The sequence below is a fragment of the Streptomyces afghaniensis genome (assembly GCF_044327915.1).
Taxonomy (GTDB): domain Bacteria; phylum Actinomycetota; class Actinomycetes; order Streptomycetales; family Streptomycetaceae; genus Streptomyces; species Streptomyces afghaniensis.
Window position 1 is genome coordinate 517963 of record NZ_JBIRGJ010000003.1, and the last position, 16805, is coordinate 534767.

13 protein-coding genes and 1 pseudogene are annotated in these 16805 nt (G+C 70.3%); 6 read left to right on the top strand and 8 right to left on the bottom strand.

The window, feature by feature from the left end; all coding sequences use genetic code 11:
• Positions 1–406 precede the first annotated feature (406 nt).
• The 3 genes and pseudogenes from pglX to ACH4G3_RS12760 all read left to right on the top strand — a co-directional run bounded on the left by pglX (position 407) and on the right by ACH4G3_RS12760 (position 5022).
• Positions 407–3949 carry a BREX-2 system adenine-specific DNA-methyltransferase PglX gene (gene pglX / locus ACH4G3_RS12750; protein ID WP_397624468.1) on the top strand — a complete coding sequence of 1181 codons (3543 nt, stop codon included), beginning with the start codon at positions 407–409 and terminating at the stop codon, positions 3947–3949.
• A gap of 20 nt (positions 3950–3969) precedes the next feature.
• Positions 3970–4182, top strand: a pseudogene (locus ACH4G3_RS12755) (transposase); the annotation flags it as partial.
• 225 nt (positions 4183–4407) lie between these two features.
• Positions 4408–5022 carry a hypothetical protein gene (locus ACH4G3_RS12760; protein ID WP_397624469.1) on the top strand — a complete coding sequence of 205 codons (615 nt, stop codon included), beginning with the start codon at positions 4408–4410 and terminating at the stop codon, positions 5020–5022.
• 731 nt (positions 5023–5753) lie between these two features.
• Here ACH4G3_RS12760 and ACH4G3_RS12765 read toward each other — a convergent pair.
• Complete coding sequence (locus ACH4G3_RS12765; RefSeq protein ID WP_397624470.1) at positions 5754–6713, bottom strand: nucleoside hydrolase; 960 nt, start codon at positions 6711–6713, stop codon at positions 5754–5756.
• Positions 6714–6886: 173 nt separating this feature from the next.
• Positions 6887–8233, bottom strand: a complete 1347-nt coding sequence (thrS, locus tag ACH4G3_RS12770) for a threonine--tRNA ligase (protein WP_397624471.1) — start codon at positions 8231–8233, stop codon at positions 6887–6889.
• Between the two features lie 276 nt (positions 8234–8509).
• Here thrS and ACH4G3_RS12775 point away from each other — a divergent pair, with 276 nt between their 5' ends.
• Positions 8510–9313: a hypothetical protein gene (locus ACH4G3_RS12775; RefSeq protein WP_397624472.1), complete on the top strand. Its 804-nt coding sequence runs from the start codon at positions 8510–8512 to the stop codon at positions 9311–9313.
• Between the two features lie 50 nt (positions 9314–9363).
• On the opposite strand, the gene ACH4G3_RS12780 is transcribed toward ACH4G3_RS12775, so the two are convergent.
• The 4 genes from ACH4G3_RS12780 to ACH4G3_RS12795 all read right to left on the bottom strand — a co-directional run bounded on the left by ACH4G3_RS12780 (position 9364) and on the right by ACH4G3_RS12795 (position 13614).
• On the bottom strand, positions 9364–10155 hold the full coding sequence (locus tag ACH4G3_RS12780; protein ID WP_397624473.1) for a GAF and ANTAR domain-containing protein: 792 nt from the start codon (positions 10153–10155) through the stop codon (positions 9364–9366).
• Between the two features lie 303 nt (positions 10156–10458).
• A complete protein-coding gene (locus tag ACH4G3_RS12785; protein WP_397624760.1) occupies positions 10459–11190 on the bottom strand; it encodes a TIGR03943 family putative permease subunit in 732 nt (243 codons plus the stop codon).
• On the bottom strand, positions 11187–12200 hold the full coding sequence (locus ACH4G3_RS12790; RefSeq protein ID WP_397624474.1) for a permease: 1014 nt from the start codon (positions 12198–12200) through the stop codon (positions 11187–11189). The genes ACH4G3_RS12785 and ACH4G3_RS12790 overlap by 4 nt, the downstream gene beginning before the upstream one ends.
• Positions 12201–12270: 70 nt before the next feature.
• The gene (locus ACH4G3_RS12795; RefSeq protein ID WP_397624475.1) at positions 12271–13614 is read right to left on the bottom strand and encodes a helix-turn-helix domain-containing protein; all 1344 of its coding nucleotides are present in this window, start codon (positions 13612–13614) and stop codon (positions 12271–12273) included.
• A gap of 115 nt (positions 13615–13729) precedes the next feature.
• On the opposite strand from ACH4G3_RS12795, the gene ACH4G3_RS12800 reads away from it, so the two are divergent.
• The gene (locus ACH4G3_RS12800; protein WP_020277587.1) at positions 13730–13882 is read left to right on the top strand and encodes a hypothetical protein; all 153 of its coding nucleotides are present in this window, start codon (positions 13730–13732) and stop codon (positions 13880–13882) included.
• A gap of 144 nt (positions 13883–14026) precedes the next feature.
• Positions 14027–16027, top strand: coding sequence for an Ig-like domain repeat protein (locus ACH4G3_RS12805; protein ID WP_397624476.1), 2001 nt, complete (start codon positions 14027–14029; stop codon positions 16025–16027).
• A gap of 62 nt (positions 16028–16089) precedes the next feature.
• Here the strand turns inward: ACH4G3_RS12805 and ACH4G3_RS12810 are convergent, their stop codons facing one another.
• Both ACH4G3_RS12810 and ACH4G3_RS12815 read right to left on the bottom strand, forming a co-directional pair.
• Positions 16090–16305: a hypothetical protein gene (locus ACH4G3_RS12810; protein WP_397624477.1), complete on the bottom strand. Its 216-nt coding sequence runs from the start codon at positions 16303–16305 to the stop codon at positions 16090–16092.
• Positions 16284–16769 carry a hypothetical protein gene (locus ACH4G3_RS12815; protein WP_397624478.1) on the bottom strand — a complete coding sequence of 162 codons (486 nt, stop codon included), beginning with the start codon at positions 16767–16769 and terminating at the stop codon, positions 16284–16286. Before ACH4G3_RS12815 ends, ACH4G3_RS12810 begins: the two co-directional genes overlap by 22 nt.
• Between the last annotated feature and the right edge of the window lie 36 nt (positions 16770–16805).

Below are 16805 nucleotides of genomic sequence, written 5' to 3' on the forward strand. Positions count from 1 at the left end.
ATACACCCCTAAGGAGTTTACTCCTATACAGACCTCACCCAGCCAGGAAGCCCCCGATCGCGATACCCAGAGTGGCCACTCCGAGGAAGGTCACACCGCCCGCCGCGAGCGCCCCCTTCACCCTCCCTCTGGCGGGACTTCCGCCCGTCGTCAGCCAAGAAATTCCAGCCGCAGCACAGCCGAGGAGCGACGCGCCGATCAGGACCAACGCCACCCACACCCACTTGAGCCACCCGTCATCGCCACCCATGAGCCGCCCACCCCTTCAGTCGAGGGCGGCCGGTCTTCGCGATCGGCCGCCACCCGGGAAGCGTAGACGGCAATCACAACACTCTCCAAACTTTATGACACTCTCTCGGTGATAAAGTCAGACGCGGAACCATGCGAAGCTGACCGGAAGGGGCCCATGCCCGTCGACAACGGCCTGGCCGGAGATCTGGTGCGGCTCACCGCCCGCATCGAAGCGGAGCTGAGTCAGCACCTCCCCGCCGACCCGGTCATCGAGGTTCTGCGCAACGAATACAAGTCCGCGAGGGGCCAAGGCCTGACGTCGACGACATGGTCGGCCTGGTTGGACGCCCGGGTCTCCCAGGTGGCGACGGCGTGGGTACTGGCGACCGTGTTGATCAGGTTCTGCGAGGACAACGAGCTCCTCGACATCGCCTTCGCCGCCGGCCCGACGGACCTCGCGGACGAAGCCCTCCGCATACCCCGACCCCACCTCTCGGCCGGTGACCTCGTCCTGCACGCCATCGACCGGCTCCGCGCACACCCGGTCATGGCCACGGTGTTCAGCAGGAGCCATCCGCTCTGGCAGCTGCGGCCCAGCCACGAGGCCTGCCAGGAGTTGCTCAGCTTCTGGCGCCGCCGGACACCGGACGGCGCTCTCCTGCACGACTTCACCGATACCTCGCGCTCCACGGAGTTCCTGGCCGGTCTCCACTCGGCGCTCAACGAGCGGGCGCGGAAGTCGTACGCCCAGGTCCCCACCCCGCTGTTCGTCGTCGACCTCATCCACGATCTCGTGCTCGAACCAGTCCTTACAGAGCACGTGTCCCAGACGGGGGGGCTGTCCGGCCTCCGGATCATCGACCCCTCATGCGGCTCGGGCGCGTTCCTGCTCGACGCGTACGAACGACTTTTCCGGCGCTGGTCCGAGACCAGGCCGGACATGAGCCCCTGGCAGCGGGCGGCCCGTGCTCTGCGGTCGGTGCACGGCTGTGACATCGACCCGTGCGCCGTGAGCATCACGCGGTTCCGCCTGCTGCTGGCCGCCATGAACAGCACGGGGGAACGGCGTCTCGACGAGGTCCCGGACCTGCCGCTCGTCGTGGCGACCGGTGATTCCCTTCTTCATGGCCGCACCGCCCACTCGGAACCGACGGCCGCGAGTTCGGGCATCCCGTCGGAGATCGACGAGTACACCGCTCGCCACGGGCTGCTCCTGTCGGCGTCGTACCACGTGGTGACGACCAATCCGCCGTACGTCACTGTCGCGGACAAAGCACTGTCCGCTATCTACCGCGACCTCTACGAGAGCTGCCGAGGGGCCTACTCACTGCCGGTTCCCTTCACTGAACTCGCTTTCGAGCTCGCACAACCGGGCGAGGCAGCGGGCCGGGTCGGCCTTCTCACCTCCAATTCCTTCATGAAGCGTGAGTTCGGGCGCGACCTTGTCGAGCGCGTCCTGCCCCGAGTGGAGATCACACACATCATCGACACGTCCGGGGCCTACATCCCGGGCCACGGGACCCCGACCGCCATCCTCGCGGGCCGCAACCGCGTGGCCGATCCCGATACCGCTGTTCACACCGTCGTGGGCCGTCGGGGTGAGCCCTCACAACCGGAGGTCCCCGAACAGGGGTATGTCTGGCGGTCGCTGCGAACCCTGGCGTTCACGGCCGGTGCTGCGAGCGAGTGGGCGGAGTCCTATCTCCAGGACCGCGGACAGTTGAGTGTGTTCCCTTGGAGCCTCACACCCTCGGCGGCCCGCGAGGTGCTGCGCCGCATGGATACCGGGCAGCGGCTCGGCGACCGTGTCGTGCGCATCGGATACGCCGCCAACACCGGATCCGACGACCTCTTCTGCACCACCGCCCGTTCATTCCAGCGTCAAGGGGCCGAGGAGTTCGCCACCGTCCCGGTACTCACCGGCTCCGAGGTACGGGACTGGTCCGCGTCCCCGACGCTCATGGCGTTCTTCCCTCGCACGGATCACCGCTTCGAACCTGTCATCGGCCTGGGAAGCCTTCCCGGACACCACCGACGGCTGTGGCCGTACCGGACCGTTCTGCGGGAGCGGAAGGGCGCGAAGAAGACGTCACCTTGGTACGACTGGCACCACATCGCGTCCACCGGGGACGTGCATCCGTGGTCTCTCGTCTTTCCGTGGGTGGCAACTCACCCTCATTTCGTCCTGCTCAAGGGTTCTGCCATCCCCCTCAACTCGGCACCGGTGATCAAGCTGTCGACGAGCGACTCGGCAGATTCCCATCTCGGACTGCTCGGCACCCTCAACAGCTCGGCCGTGAGTTTCTGGCTCAAGCAGGTGAGCCAGAGCAAGGGACAGTCGCGCGTCGACCAGCTGCGGGGCGCCGAATCAGGAGGTGAAGCGTGGGCCAAAATCTACGAGTTCACCTCGACTCGGCTTCTCGACCTGCCACTTCCCTCCGCGTTCCCCGTCGCAGAGGCCCACGAACTGGATTCCCTGGCGGCCGAGTCGGAGCGAGTCCTGCGGGAGATCGCCGCCCCGGAAACCCGGATCACCGGCCGATTCCTCGCCTCCGCCCGACACCGGTGGACGTCCCTCAGATCACGGATGATCGCCCTCCAGGAGGAACTGGACTGGAAGGTGTACGCCCACTACGGCCTGATCCCCGACGACGGGGAGCTGAGCGGTCCCATCGAGGACGTACCCGACCTCGCACTGGGGGAGCGAGCCTTCGAGATCGTGCTCGCCCGGCGGGCCGCGACGGGAGAGGTGGAGACTCAGTGGTTCACCCGCCACTCGGCGACACCAGTGACCGACATCCCTCAGCACTGGCCGCAGGCGTACCGGGAACTGGTACGACGCCGGGTGAACGCCATCGAGCAGAACGCGTCGCTGGGACTGCTGGAGCAGCCCGAGTACAAGCGCCGCTGGGGGGCCGAACCCTGGGAAACCAGGATCGTCCCCGTGCTCCGGAATCGTCTGCTCGACCACTGCGAAGCGTCCCACCTGTGGTACGAGTCTTCCCCGGCAGGACGCCGGCCTGTCACCCGGACAGTCCGCGAACTGGCCGAACTGTTGGGTGGTAACGAGGACTTCACCACACTGGCGGCGCTCTATGCTCCTGGTGCCGGAACGTCTGACGTGCTGCTGGACCTGCTCGCCGACGAACACGTGCCACAGGCTGCGCCTCTTCGGTACAAGACGTCGGGTCTCGCCAAGCGGCGCGTCTGGGAAGAAGTGTGGGAATTCCAGCGCCGAGAAGACGAACAAGAATTTGTCGCTGACGTACACCCTTCGGAGACGGTCCTGCCACGGTTCACCTCGGGGGACTTCCTCAGGCCGTCCTACTGGCGACGCCGCGGCAAGTTCGACATCCCGAACGAGCGGTTCGTCTCCTTCGCGTCTTCCGCTTCCCCCCTGGCTCCCACCACGCCGGTCGGCTGGGCGGGCTGGTCCGCCGGTGAGCGAGCCTCGGTGGTGGTCGACCTCCTCGAAGCCGATGCCCACGCCCATGCACAGCGTCCGGAGTCGGCCCTGCCTCTGCTCAAGGCATTCTCAGAGCTTCTCCCCTGGGTCACGGCCCCCGACGACGGATTCAGCACTGGTCCGACGCCGGACCGGGAAACCCTCAAGCGCGCCTATGACGAACACCTCACCCACCTCGGCCTTTCAGTCAGCGACGTGGCCTCTTGGCGTCCGCCCGCCCCGAGACGAGGCAGGCCGCGCAAGGGCGCTTAGACGTCGTTTCTGATGGCGTGATCCGCGAGCGCCTCATCCGCCACCACATCACCCGCAAGGGCATCGAATCGTCCACGCGGGTCGGCCGACACCGCTGGGTCGTCGAGAGAACGGTCTCCTGGCTGGCCGGATGCCGAAGGCTGCACCGCCGTTACGAGCGAAAGGCCGAGCACTTCCTGGCCTCCGTCGGCATCGCCGCAGCCCTCATCAGGTACCGCCGGCTCACCAACTGAAACGACGTCTCAGCCCGGCCGACGACTCCACCGCGGTGACCGCAGCCCAACTCCATGACGTCGTCGAACGACTCGTCGCGGCAGGCCAGTGGGCGCCGGACGAGCCCGACATGCTCAAGTTTTCCTCAGTGAATCACTGGTTCTATTTGTCGCGCACATGACCCTCACGTACTGTCCAGGTATTCGACCGTTCGGGGGAGCGGTTCATATCGAGAGGTCTCCTTCGTGGGTATCCATGCGATCCGAGGAGTACTGGCGTCAACAGCAGTGGCTCTTTGCGTTATAGCGGCCGGACCAGCCGTAGCTGCTCAGCCTGAGGAAGACTTGATTGATGACCCTGCCGAGGGGAATGGTCTTCCTGACGAGCCCACCACCACTCCGAAGCCTCCAGAGAACTGGCCGAATGGTGAGTACTGTGGTCCGACACATGGCGTGTACATTCCGGAGTCTGGCGGCAAGAAGTACCACAAGGGCGTAGGGCCAACGCTGTCGAACTACAACGGCACGTCCAGAACCGCAAAATCGACGTTCACTTCCGAGGTGACCGGCGAGGTCGGAATCAGTTACACCGCTGGGTTGACGGTGAGCAGGGACACGCTGATCGTCAAACTGGAGGGAAAGTTTGACGTCAATCTCTCGGCCAAACTTACGGCCAAGCTCGGAAACACGATTGCTGTAGACACGCCGTCAAAGAAGACCACCAACGCCAAGTATGGTGTCTATCGGCTCAAGCATGTCGGGAAGAGCTACACGATATACAGCAATTGCACTACATCGGCCAAGAAGAAGATCACCAGCTACTCGCCCTACAGGGTGGGCTGGTACTTGTGGGAGGGCTGATGACGGCAGGGCCCAGGCTGTCGAGGTTCCACTGGACCGGCATCAGCGCATGTGTGCTGATCAGCGGTCTCCTGATCGGTGGCTGCTCCGGAGACTTGACGGGCCCTGCGAAAGGCACGCCGTCCGCTGCCAGATCAACCAACTCATCACCTGCGGCAACCGACAGGGCTGAGCACATCGAGGGGGAGACGGTCGATCAAGCACCGAAGCTTCCCTCCGGCGAAGTGCTGGCGCAAGTCGCTTCAGCCAGAGGGAACCGCCAGGTCGAGTTGAAGGAAGGCCTGGCTGCACGCCCCTTGTCAGTGGCCGTCAATTGTGAAGGTCAAGGGACCCTCACGGTCGCGGTCGAGCCGACGGGGTTGAGGTTCCCCCTCGAGTGCGTAGCAGACGAGACCAGCAGCACCTACAACGAGCTCCAGCTCAAGAGGCCCAGGCCGGAGGGCACCCTGTCTGTGACGGCACCCTCCTCCGTTCGATGGTCCCTTACCGCCGGGCAATAGAGAGCTGAAGCGAAATCCGAGTGGGCGGTTCGCCGGCTACTGCTTCCTGGCGAAGTTGTCGGTGTCGACCTCGGTGAGGATCCCTAGTTTGACCAGGCATTTCAGCTTGGCGCGGGCGCCGTCGATGCATTCGTCAGCAGTTCGTGGCCGAGGGCTTCACAGGCGTCTTTAGGGGTCCGTTCACTATGCGCGGCCTGGCAACGCGGCGATGGGAGGCGGCTTCTCCCAGGCCTACTCCAGCGTATTCAGCCACAGCTTCACGTACCGCTCCACGTCGACGCCCAGCGCCACGTCCACCAACTGCTGGGCGCGGGTCCCCTCGTGGATCTCCGACTCGCCGGGGCGCGGGCGGCGGTCGACGATCGTCTGGCCGCGGGTGGGTCCGGGGGCCAGGGCGACCTCGACCGGCAGCCGCTCGGTGGTCAGGCCGCCCGGATCGACCACCGCGCACACCGCGCCCGCGTCGCCGAGACCGCCCGTCGGCGTGGGGTCTCCCGAGGTGGCCGGGTCGCGGTGGGCGAGGAGTTCGCCGGCCAGGCGGAGGCTGGGGTCCGTGCCCGCCCGCAGGCGCTGGACGTCGGCCGCGGGCACCAGGACCTGCTTGAACACGTCCAGCCCGTACATCGTGATCGGCACCCCCGCCGTGAGCAGCACCGCCGCCGCCTCCGGGTCGTGCCACACGTTGAACTCCGCGACCGGCGTGGCGTTCCCGGTGGCCACCGCGCCGCCCATGAACACGATCCGCTCGATGTTGCGGGTCACCTCGGGATGTGTCCGCAGCAGCAGCGCGATGTTCGTCAGGGGCGCCATGGGAATCAGCGTGACCGGCCTCGGCGAGGCGAGGATCTCGCGCCGCAGCAGCGTCACCGCGTCCACGTCGACCGGCACGCGGGTCGGCGCGGGCAGCCCCAGGTCACCCATCCCGTCCTGCCCGTGCACATGCCGCGCCGTCCGCACGGGTTCGATGAGCGGACGCTCGGCGCCCCGGGCGACGGGAATGTCACCGGCTCCGGCCACCTCCAGCACCGTCAGGGTGTTGCGGACCACGCCGTCCACGTCCGTGTTCCCGGCCACGCAGGTGATCGCCCGCACGTCGAGGGCCGGATGCCGTACGGCGAACAGCAGGGCGAGGGCGTCGTCGACGCCGGTGTCGCAGTCGATGATCACCGGAATACGCTGACCGTCCGTCACGGTGGCTCCTTCCACTGTTCCCGCACTGGGCTTTCGAACCGGGCTTCGAACCACGCTTCGAACCGGACTCCGCACGAGCGACCCTACGGCCTGCGGCAACCCCTCATACGGGACGGGCCCCCGCCCGGACGGGGCGGGGGCCCGTCCGGGCGGGGCGGGCCGCGAACCCACTCCTACGCCGCCGCCCACAGCTCGGTGCCGCGAGCCGCCACCCGGTCCGCGACCCCCCGCAGGAACTCGGCGGCAGGCAGGACCCCCAGCCGCCGCCCGTCCCGCAGGCGCGGTGCCACCTGGTCCGCTTCGGCCTCTCGCCCGCCGGTCACCGCCTGGTACGGGACCAGTCGGGCCGCGCGAACGCGGGCGGCGAGGGTGCCCTGGTCGGGGCCGGACACCTCGGCGCGCAGGCCGAGTGCACGGGCGCGGTCCACGAGCTCGTGGGCGTGGCCCGCCTGTTCGTCCCCCACCGGCAGCACCACGAGCTGCACCGGGGCCAGCCAGGGCGGGAAGGCCCCGCCGTGGGCCTCGACGAGGTGGGCGACCGCACGCTCCACGCTGCCGATGATGCTGCGGTGCACCATGACCGGGCGGTGCTTCGCCCCGTCGGCGCCGATGTAGTGCAGGTCGAAGCGTTCGGGCTGGTGGAAGTCGATCTGGACGGTGGAGAGGGTGGCCTCCCGCCCGGCCGGGTCGGCGATCTGCACATCGATCTTCGGGCCGTAGAAGGCCGCCTCGCCCTCGGCGGCCTCGTAGGGGATGCCGGAGCCGTCCAGGACCTCGCGCAGCAGGGCGGTGGCCCGCCGCCACAGATCCGGGTCCGCCACGTACTTGCCGCCCTCGCCGGGCAGGGAGAGACGGTGGCGGACCGCGCGGATGCCCAGGTCCGCGTAGGCACGGCCGATCAGCTCCAGCGCGGCACGCGCCTCCTCGACGGCCTGCTCCAGGGTGCAGAAGATGTGCGCGTCGTTGAGGGTGATGGCCCGCACGCGGGTCAGACCGCCGAGGACGCCGGACAGCTCCGAGCGGTACATGCCGCCCAACTCGGCCATGCGGAGGGGAAGTTCGCGGTAACTGTGGGAGCGGGAGCGGTAGATCAGGGCGTGGTGCGGGCACAGGCTCGGGCGCAGCAGGACCTGTTCCGAGCCGAGGTCCATCGGCGGGAACATGTCCTCGCTGTAGTGGTCCCAGTGCCCGGAGATCTCGTACAGCTCGCGTTTGCCGAGGACGGGCGAGTACACGTGCCGGTAGCCGGCCCGCTGTTCCGCCTGGCGGATGTACTCCTCCAGGGTGTGCCGCACGATCGCGCCGTCGGGCAGCCAGTACGGCAGCCCCGCGCCCATCAGCGGGTCGGTGTCGAAGAGGTTCAGTTCACGGCCGAGCCGTCGGTGGTCGTGCATGTGGTCGTGCATGGCGGGCTCCTCGGGTCTTGAGGCGAGCTCCCCCAGCTCTCGGCTCCGCTCCAGCCGGGTGGTACCCCCACCACGACGAAGCCCCGGGGCACTCGCCCCGGGGCTTGAAGACATCTGCGTCAGCTGTCAGCGCGCCGGGACACTCTCCGGCGTCGTCGTGAGAGACGGGAACGGCTGGGCGCGCTTCATGGGCGTGACCGTAACAGGGGCGGGCCGCGCGGGGCCACGGCTTTTTCACGGGGTCCGCCGTGCGTACTCCTCCCTCACCCGAACAGCCCGTCGCACTGGTGTGCCGCCCGTGGCGGTGGTGCCGTAAGAGCACGTACCCGATCTTGGAGAGCCCGCCCCGCCGGCAGACACCTCCATGAACTCCCCGCAGGAGGCCCACCGATGCCCCACCCTCCGGCCGGCCGACGTGGCCCAGGTGCCCGCGCCCTCCTCGCCTCCGCGCTGTCCGTGACCGCCCTGCTGGCCACGGCCGCCTGTTCCGTCCAGGACGGGCCGCGGCCACGATGGTTCTCCGCCTCCCCGACCGCCACCGGCGCGTCACCCGCCGGCGAGCGGTCCACGGGCTCCGGGGCAGGCCTCACCGCCGCCCAGGCCCAGGCGGCGCTGATCACCGGCGCCGATCTGGGGGAGCCGTGGAGGCCGACGCGTGGAGCCAGTACCTGGCGGGACGGGCTGCTCAAGGCGACCGCGCGGGACCGTGACTGCCAGCGGCTGCTCGACGCCCTCTACACGGAGGAGTTCTTCGGGGTCCCGGCCGGCCCACGGGCGACGGCCGCGTTCGACGCCGCCGACACCGACGCCCAGTTGCGCTACCAGGTCGCCGCCCATCCGCCGGCGGACGTCGACCGCACCCTGGCCTGGCTGAAGTCGCTGCCGGGGAAGTGCGGCGAGTTCACGGCGACGACCACGCGCGGCGGTGTCCAGACCGTCCAGGTCAGCGACATGCCGCTGCGGCCGGTGGGGGACGCCCGGCAGGCCCTGCGGGTCACCCTGGCCGGCGAGACGGAGGAGGGGGAACTGACGTACCTCACGATGGACCTCGCGGCCGTGCGGGTCGGGGAGGAGGCGATCACTCTCACCCACGCGGGCCTGGACGAGGTGCACGAGGAGGTCACGCGGCAGACCGCGGAACTCGGGGCACAGCGCCTCACCGAGATCACGAAGCAGGGGCGGGCACAGATCTGACGGGTGCCCGCGCGGTCCCGGTACCGGCTCCCCGTAGGGGGTACCGGATGTCAGTACTGGTCGAAACGCCTGCGGTGGGCGATCACGTCGCGGGCCACGTCGAGGGCCGTGCAGCCGCGCGCGAAGGCGTCCGCCCGCAGCCGCGCGAGCGCGTCGTCGGCGCCGACACCGAGCTGCGCCATGATCATGCCGACGGCCTGGTAGACCTTGTCGTGGTCCGCGGCCAGCCCGCTCAGCCAGGGCTCCTCGTCCCGCGGCTCGGCCTCGGTCTCGCGGGGCAGCGCCATCAGGGCCACCGTCATGACGCCGGCCACGAGCCGGGCCACGTGCAGCTGGCGGTCGGTGAGCCCGCCGGGGCTGTCGCGGTACAGGTCGAGGGTGCCCACGCACACCGCGTCACTGCCCAGCGGCACCGCGTACACCGCCCGGACCCCGGCCTCCGTCGCCTGCTGGGCGAAGACCGGCCAGCGGCCGGCGTCCCGGCCGGTCGTCAGATCGCAGGCCAGTACGGGCGCCCCCTCCTGCAGCACGCTCTGGCAGGGGCCGTCGCCCAGCGTCGCCTGGAGCTGCGCCAGGTGCGCGGCGTGCGCGCTGCTGGCGCTCAGCTGTACGGGCATGCCTTCGCTGCGCAGCGACACACTCGCGCCGATCACCGGCAGCAGTTCGACAGCCACCTCGCACAGCCGGCCCGGGACATCTCCGGGCTCGACGCCGCGCACGCCCCTGGCGATCACATCGGCGGCCCTGATCCCGTCCAGGTCCAGGTCACCGCCCCCGGTGCGGCGTGGACCGGGATCGCCGCCGGGGGCACCTGGGGGATCGTCCCTGGGCCGCACGACCACCGCCTCCTTCAACACCGGCCTTCGCCATCGACGCTCTTCCGGGCACGCTGCCGCAGGTGCGAGGTGGGCCGGCGCACACCACCCGACCGGGACGGCCTGCGCGACGGCCGCGCGGCCGACCGCCGTACGGCAACCGGCCCGGTCGGCATTCGGCGGCCGACCCGGTACCGTGCCCGCTGCCTCCCGGGACCCGGGCCCGGCGCCCGCCCGGATCATGCTCCGAGCCCTCCCGGAATCGTCGCCCGACTACCCGTCGCGGGTAGGGCGAAACCCGTGCGCCGGGCCGCCGCCCCCGCGTGACCCTCAGCGCTTCTCGTACGGGTTGTCCGGCTGCGGTGTCCGCCGTACGGAGGTGGCGTCGAGGACCGGCGGCCAGGCGGCGTCCGAGCCCGGCTCGCCCTCCGGGTGCCAGGTGCCGGTGACCGTGACCCAGGTGTCGACGGGCGGGGCGCCGGCGCCGCGCACCTCGGCCTCGGCGGCGCCGGCGTCGGCGGCGCAGCAGGAGACGAGGAGGCGGGTGACGTACCAGGTGCCGTCGGCGTCGCGGGTGACGAAGCCGGTGAGCCGGACCGTGCGTCCCGTCAGGGAACGGCCGCTGTCGTAGACCGCCCGGGAGCCGAACTCCCCGAGGGTGAGGTCGAGCGGGTTCCCGGCCGGCAGCGCCGGGAAGGTGCCGACGCCCCGGGCCGCACGCCCGTCGGCCTCGCGCTCCGCGCTGTAGGAGCCGAGGGCGGGCGGCGGGAACAGCAGCAGGGCCAGGGCGGGGAGGGTGAGGAACCAGGCGACGCGGGGGCCGGCGGGGCCGTGGGTGTGCCCGGCGGGGGCCCCGGGGTCCTCCCGCGCCTCCCCGGCGTCCGCGGTCCGCGCCAGCACCCCCACCGCCACCCCCAGCAGCACGAGCACCCCGCCCGACACCACCAGGTACGGCCGCAACCCGGGCTGCACGTACCGCAGGTACAGGTCGCTGAAGAGCGACACCCGCCAGATCGCCGCACCGACGAGGGCGAGCAGTACGGCCGGTCCGTAGCGCCTCACAGCAGCCACCACCCCACCAGGACGCTGCTCGCGACGGCCACCAGCCAGGTCGCGGAGGAGAACCGCACCGCGAAGGATCTGCCGAACGTGCCCGTCTGGAGCGCGATCAGCTTCAGGTCGACCATCGGCCCGACCACCATGAACGCCAGCCGCGCGGTCGGCGAGAAGCCGCTCAGCGACGCCGCCACGAACGCGTCCGCCTCACTGCACACGCACAGCACGACCGCCAGCACGGCCAGGAGCAGCACCGACAGCCAGGCCGACCCGGTGAACACCTCCAGCAGCGACCTCGGTACGACGATGTCGAAGGTCGCCGCGGCCGCCGCGCCGAGCACGAGGAAACCGCCGGCGTGCAGGAAGTCGTGCTGGAGGCCGGAGACGAAGGCACGCGGCCCGCCGCCCTGCTCGTGCCCGGTGTCCCGCTTCGGCAGCCGCAGCCACTCCTCCCGCCCGAACCGCGCCCACAGCCAGCCCATCACCACGGCCGTGGCGAGCGAGGCGACCAGCCTGCCGAGGACCATCTCGGGCTGCCCCGGGAAGGCGATGGAGGTCGCCACCAGGACGACCGGGTTGATCGCGGGCGCGGACAGCAGGAAGGCGAGGGCGGCCGCCGGGGCGACACCCCGCCGTATCAGGCTGCCCGCGACCGGCACGGACGCGCACTCGCAGCCGGGCAGGACGACCCCGGCCGCGCCCGCGACGGGCACCGCGAGCGCCGTACGGCGGGGCAGCAGCCGCTGGAACACCCGCTGGGGCACGAACGCGCCGATCGCAGCCGACACGACGGTGCCCAGCAGCAGGAAGGGCACGCCCTGGACGGTGATCGCGGTGAACACGGTCCACCAGGCCGCGACCGGCGGGGTGTAGAGATCGATCGCCAGCATCGGCCCCAGCACCGACACCACCGTCACGACGGCGATCAGCGCGGCGCCGCCGAGGACGGTGTACACGAGGATGCGCAGGGCCGTCCGCAGCCCGTCGGCCACTGCCGCTGTCCGTTGGTTCTCCACGCGCCCGCCCCGGTCGTTCACATCCCCGGAAGGAGGCTATCCCGCCCGGCTGTGTGAAGCCCCTGTCCTCTCACAGAGGGGGCTGCGCGGGCGCGGGCCCGAGGGTCGTCGTGCCGGGAGCCGTACGGTGCCCGAGGCCCGTCCGGTAGGCGTCCAGGGCCGCCTCCACCCGGCCCGTGCGGCGCAGCAGGTCGCCCAGCAGCCGGCACAGGTCGGCCAGGTCACCCGCGGCGCCGGCCCGCTCCAGCAGGCTCAGGGCGCGGACGTAGTGCTCCTCGGCGTCCTCGGTGCGGCGGGCGTCCTCGGCGATGATGCCGAGGAGGCGGTGCGCGGCGGCGGAATGGACGGCGCCGCGCTCGGGGGACAGGTCGTCGAGGACGCCGTGCAGCAGGGCGGCGGCCTCGCCGGACTTGCCGCGCCGGTGCAGCACGTCGGCCAGCTCGACGGCGACCTGGCTGCTGTAGAGGGCGGCGCGCTTGGCCGACAGCATGCCGAGGGCCTCCCGCAACTCGCTCTCCGCACGCTCCAGTTGGCCGTCCTGAGCGTAGACGTAGCCGCGCATCCAGTGGCAGTTGGCGAGTTCGGTGCGGATCTGCAGGCCGCGGTACAGCTCGGCCGCCTTGGCCAGCGAGGCGTCGGCCTCGGCGAGGCGGCCCTCGGCGACCAGGGTGCGGGCGACCGACCGGTGCATGCGCGCGACCAGGGCCGGGTCGCCGGACTGCGGGGCGAGCGCCAGGGCGAACTCGGCGGCCTGGGCGGCGCGGGCGTGCGCGCCCATGTCCATGTAGGGCCCGATGGCGCTGGCGTACAGCAGCAGGAGCGCGTCGGGATCGTGCAGACCGCCGCGATTCAGCTCATCGAGGGTGGTCTCCAGCAGGTAGACCGCGTACCGGAGTTCACCGGCGAGATAGTGCGCGACGGCCCGCCCGCGCAGCGCCGGGACCCGGGCGGGCAGCGGCGCGCCGGCGAGACAGGCCTCGGCCCGCTCGAAGTACTGCCGCCCCGCCACGAGCTCGCCCGTCTCCAGGGCGCACTCGCCGAGCCCGAGCAGCGCGGCGGCCTGTTCCCCGGCCAGTTCCTGGGTCTCGGCCTCGACGAGCAGCTCGGCGTACTGCTCCGCCGCCGCCTCGGCCTCACCGACGGCGAAGGTGCGCTGGGCCTCGGTCAGCCGCAGCCGCAGCTCGGTCACGAGCCGCGCCGAACGACCGGTAGCGAGTTCGTCGAAGGCGACGCCGAGCCGTCCGGCCAGATGCCGCAGGGCGTCGTCGGAGGGCCGTACCCGGCCCGACTCCAGGGTGGAGATGTAGGCGGGGGTGTACACAGGCTCCGCCAACTGCCGTTGGGTCAGCCCCTGTTCGACACGCAATCGCTGCACCCGGCGCCCGATGGTCCCCGGATCGTCACGCTCCCCCACGCCGACTCCCCCTGCCCCTCTTGCCGTCCGGCTCGGCCAACCCCTAGGTTAAACCGAGAGTTAAGCGTGCTTAACACGCTGCTGTCGTAGCCACCGCCCCAGTTGCGAGGTCGCCGTGCTCGAACGCACACGCACCGCCGAGCGGTACGCCAGAGGTTTCGCCGCGGCCGTCGTCGCTGTCGCGACCCTACTGCTGGCGGCGAACGCGGGGCCGGCGAGAGCCGAGGAGCCCCAGCAGGGCCCGCGGACGGTGGCGGACAGCCGCTGACGCGCCGGTGCCGTCACGCCCCAACTGCCCCTTCAAGCACGCGGCTTGAAACTCGGTTCCTGTGTGTCAGTGGGGTGTTCTAGCCTGCACGGGCTGATCACTTCTTCCTGATGATCACTTTCGTTCCGGGGGGTTCGAAAAACCGTGCACAGACGCACTCTCTCGACCGCGACGGCGCTCGCGGTCCTCTTCGGCTCGGTCACACTCGTCGCGGCAGGCGCCGGGTCGGCGGCGGCCGACTCCAGCGCGCTCCTGCCCGTGAAGTCGACAGGCGACATCGTCGTCGACGGGGCCCACCAGCGCGTCTTCATCAGCGATCCGACGGCCGGCCAGGTCGTCGTCACCGACTACGCGGGCAAGGTCGTCGCCACCATCGGCTCGCTGCCCGGCGTCCAGGGCCTGGAGCTGTCGCCCGACTCGGGCACGCTGTACGCGGCCCTGCACGACGGGGACGCCGTCGTCGCGATCGACACGGCGAAGGCCACCGAGACCCGCCGCTGGTCCACGGGCCAGGGCGGCGGCCCGGCGTACGTGGCCCTGGCGGGCGGCAGGCTGTGGTTCAGCTACGGCGACGGCGGCGAGGGCAACATCGGCTCGCTCGACCCGAACGCCGCCGACTCGGGCGTCACCCTGGGCCAGGACACCGACCGCACGTTCTACGAGGCTCCGATCCTGGACGCCTCCGCGGGCGCCCCGGGCACACTCGTCGCGGGCTCGCCGGGCCAGAGCCCGGTCGAACTCGCCGTGTACGACGTCTCCTCCGGGAAGGCGAGCCGTACCGCGTACGCACGCGACCCGGGCGACACGGGCGGCGGCAACCTCCAGGACCTCGCGGTCACGCCGGACGGCAAGGACGTCGTCACGGCCAGCGGCGCCCCGTACTACCAGCCGGTCTACAAGCTCACCGACCTGTCCGCGGACGGCAAGTACGTCACCAACACGTACCCGAACGCGGTCGACATCGCCCCGAACGGCGACGTCGCGGCGGGCACGTTCTCCTGGTACGACCCGGACGTCCACGTCTTCAAGCCGGGCACCTCGCTGCCGCTGAAGCAGTACGACTTCCCCAACACCGGCACCAGCAGCGGCGCCGACACCCTGGCGTCGGCGGGCCTGGCCTGGGCGCCCGACGCGAGCAGGCTGTTCGCGATCTCGCAGAACGACGACAACGTCTACTCGCTGCGGGTCCTCGACGCCCCCGCCAAGGCGTCCACCACCCTCACGGCGACCGCCCCCGCCACGGCCACCCGTGCCAAGCCCCTCACCCTCACCGGCACGCTGTCCTCGCCGGCGGCGTTCCCGGCGGGCACGAAGGTCTCCGTCACCCGCACCGACGACGAGTCCCCGTCCGGCAAGCCGCTCGGCACGGCGACGGTCGCCGCCGACGGCTCGTACTCCTTCACGGACACGCCGCCGGCCGGTGGCAAGGTGACGTACACGGTCACGTACACGGGCGACGCCGACCGCGCGGGCGCCACGGCCTCGGCGTCGACGACCGTGGCGAAGACGGCGACCACGCTGACGCTGGACAACGACGGCAAGGTGTACGGCTACGGCCGTGACGTCACCTTCACGGCGCACCTCGGCACCACCTACAAGAACCGCACGGTCGAGATCTGGGCCGACCCCTACGGCTCCGACAAGCCGAGCACGCTGGTGAAGAAGGGCAAGGTCGACTCGGCCGGCGACCTGACGGCGACGCTCGACCTGACCCGTGACACGAAGGTCAGCGCGAAGTTCACGGGGGACACGCGGTACGCGCCGAAGACCGTCACCAACTCGGTCTACACCAAGGTCAAGATCTCGACGTCCCTGAGCGGCTACTACAAGTCGGCGACCGCCTGGAAGCAGAAGTACTTCTACTTCCGGAAGTCGAAGGACCCGGTCCACAACACGACGATGTCGATGTACCCGGGCCGCAAGCACCAGCTCCGGGTCCAGCAGTACTCGGACGGCGCGTGGCGCACCATGTCCACGGACTACTTCGCCCTGGACCGCTACGGCAAGGACGCGGTGACGCTCGACGGCACGCCGCCCGTCGGCCCGCGTTTCCGCATCCGCTCGTCCTACATCGACACGAAGTCGGGCGACAACGTCAACACGACGACGTACGGCGCGTGGAAGTACTTCGTCTTCACACGCTGACGCGGGCCACGAATTCGGTGGGTGAATTCAGCGAGCCAAGCGAATTCACCCACCGAATTCAGCTACCGTGAATTCTCGCGGGAGCGCAGATAACGCCAGCCGAAATAACACACCCCGACGGCTCCACCGGCGGCGCCGACCGCACAGGTCGCCGTCGCCCACGTCGCCATGTCGCGGGTGATCCACAGCAGGCTCACCACGACCAGCGCTATGGAGAACAGCAGGCGTTCTCCATGGCCCGGGCCGCGCCGGCCGGTCAGTCCCCGGTCGCCGTGCACTTGTACGTCACGCCCTTCATCCTGATGTCGCGGTACCCCACCTTCACGGTCGGGTCGGCGGGCGCGACATCGGTGCCGCCGCCACCACCGCCGCTCTTCTTGCGGCAGTAGTAGCCCAGCGCATCGAGCTTCTTGATGTCGCTCATCGCCTGGTACTTCTTGTAGGACGCGATCATCGCGGCCCGCTTCTGCGCCGGCGTGGCCTCCTTGGCCTTCGTGTAGGCGTAGCACCCGATGCTGGCGCCGATGCCCACCCAGGAGGCTCCCTTGGCGAGCGCCTTGGTGAGGCCCGCCGCGCCGCTGCCGATCCCGAGGACCGCGCAGATCTCGTCCGCTCCGGCGCGCAGTTCCGGCTGTGCCGGAGCGGCCTGCGCCGCCTGCGCCCCGACGCCGCACAGCGCGCCGGTCATGGCGAAGGCGATGACAGCGGAAATTCCCTTGCTTCGTATGGTCACGAAGTCCATCCCCGTTTTTTGAATTGTCCGACCGGATTGCATGGC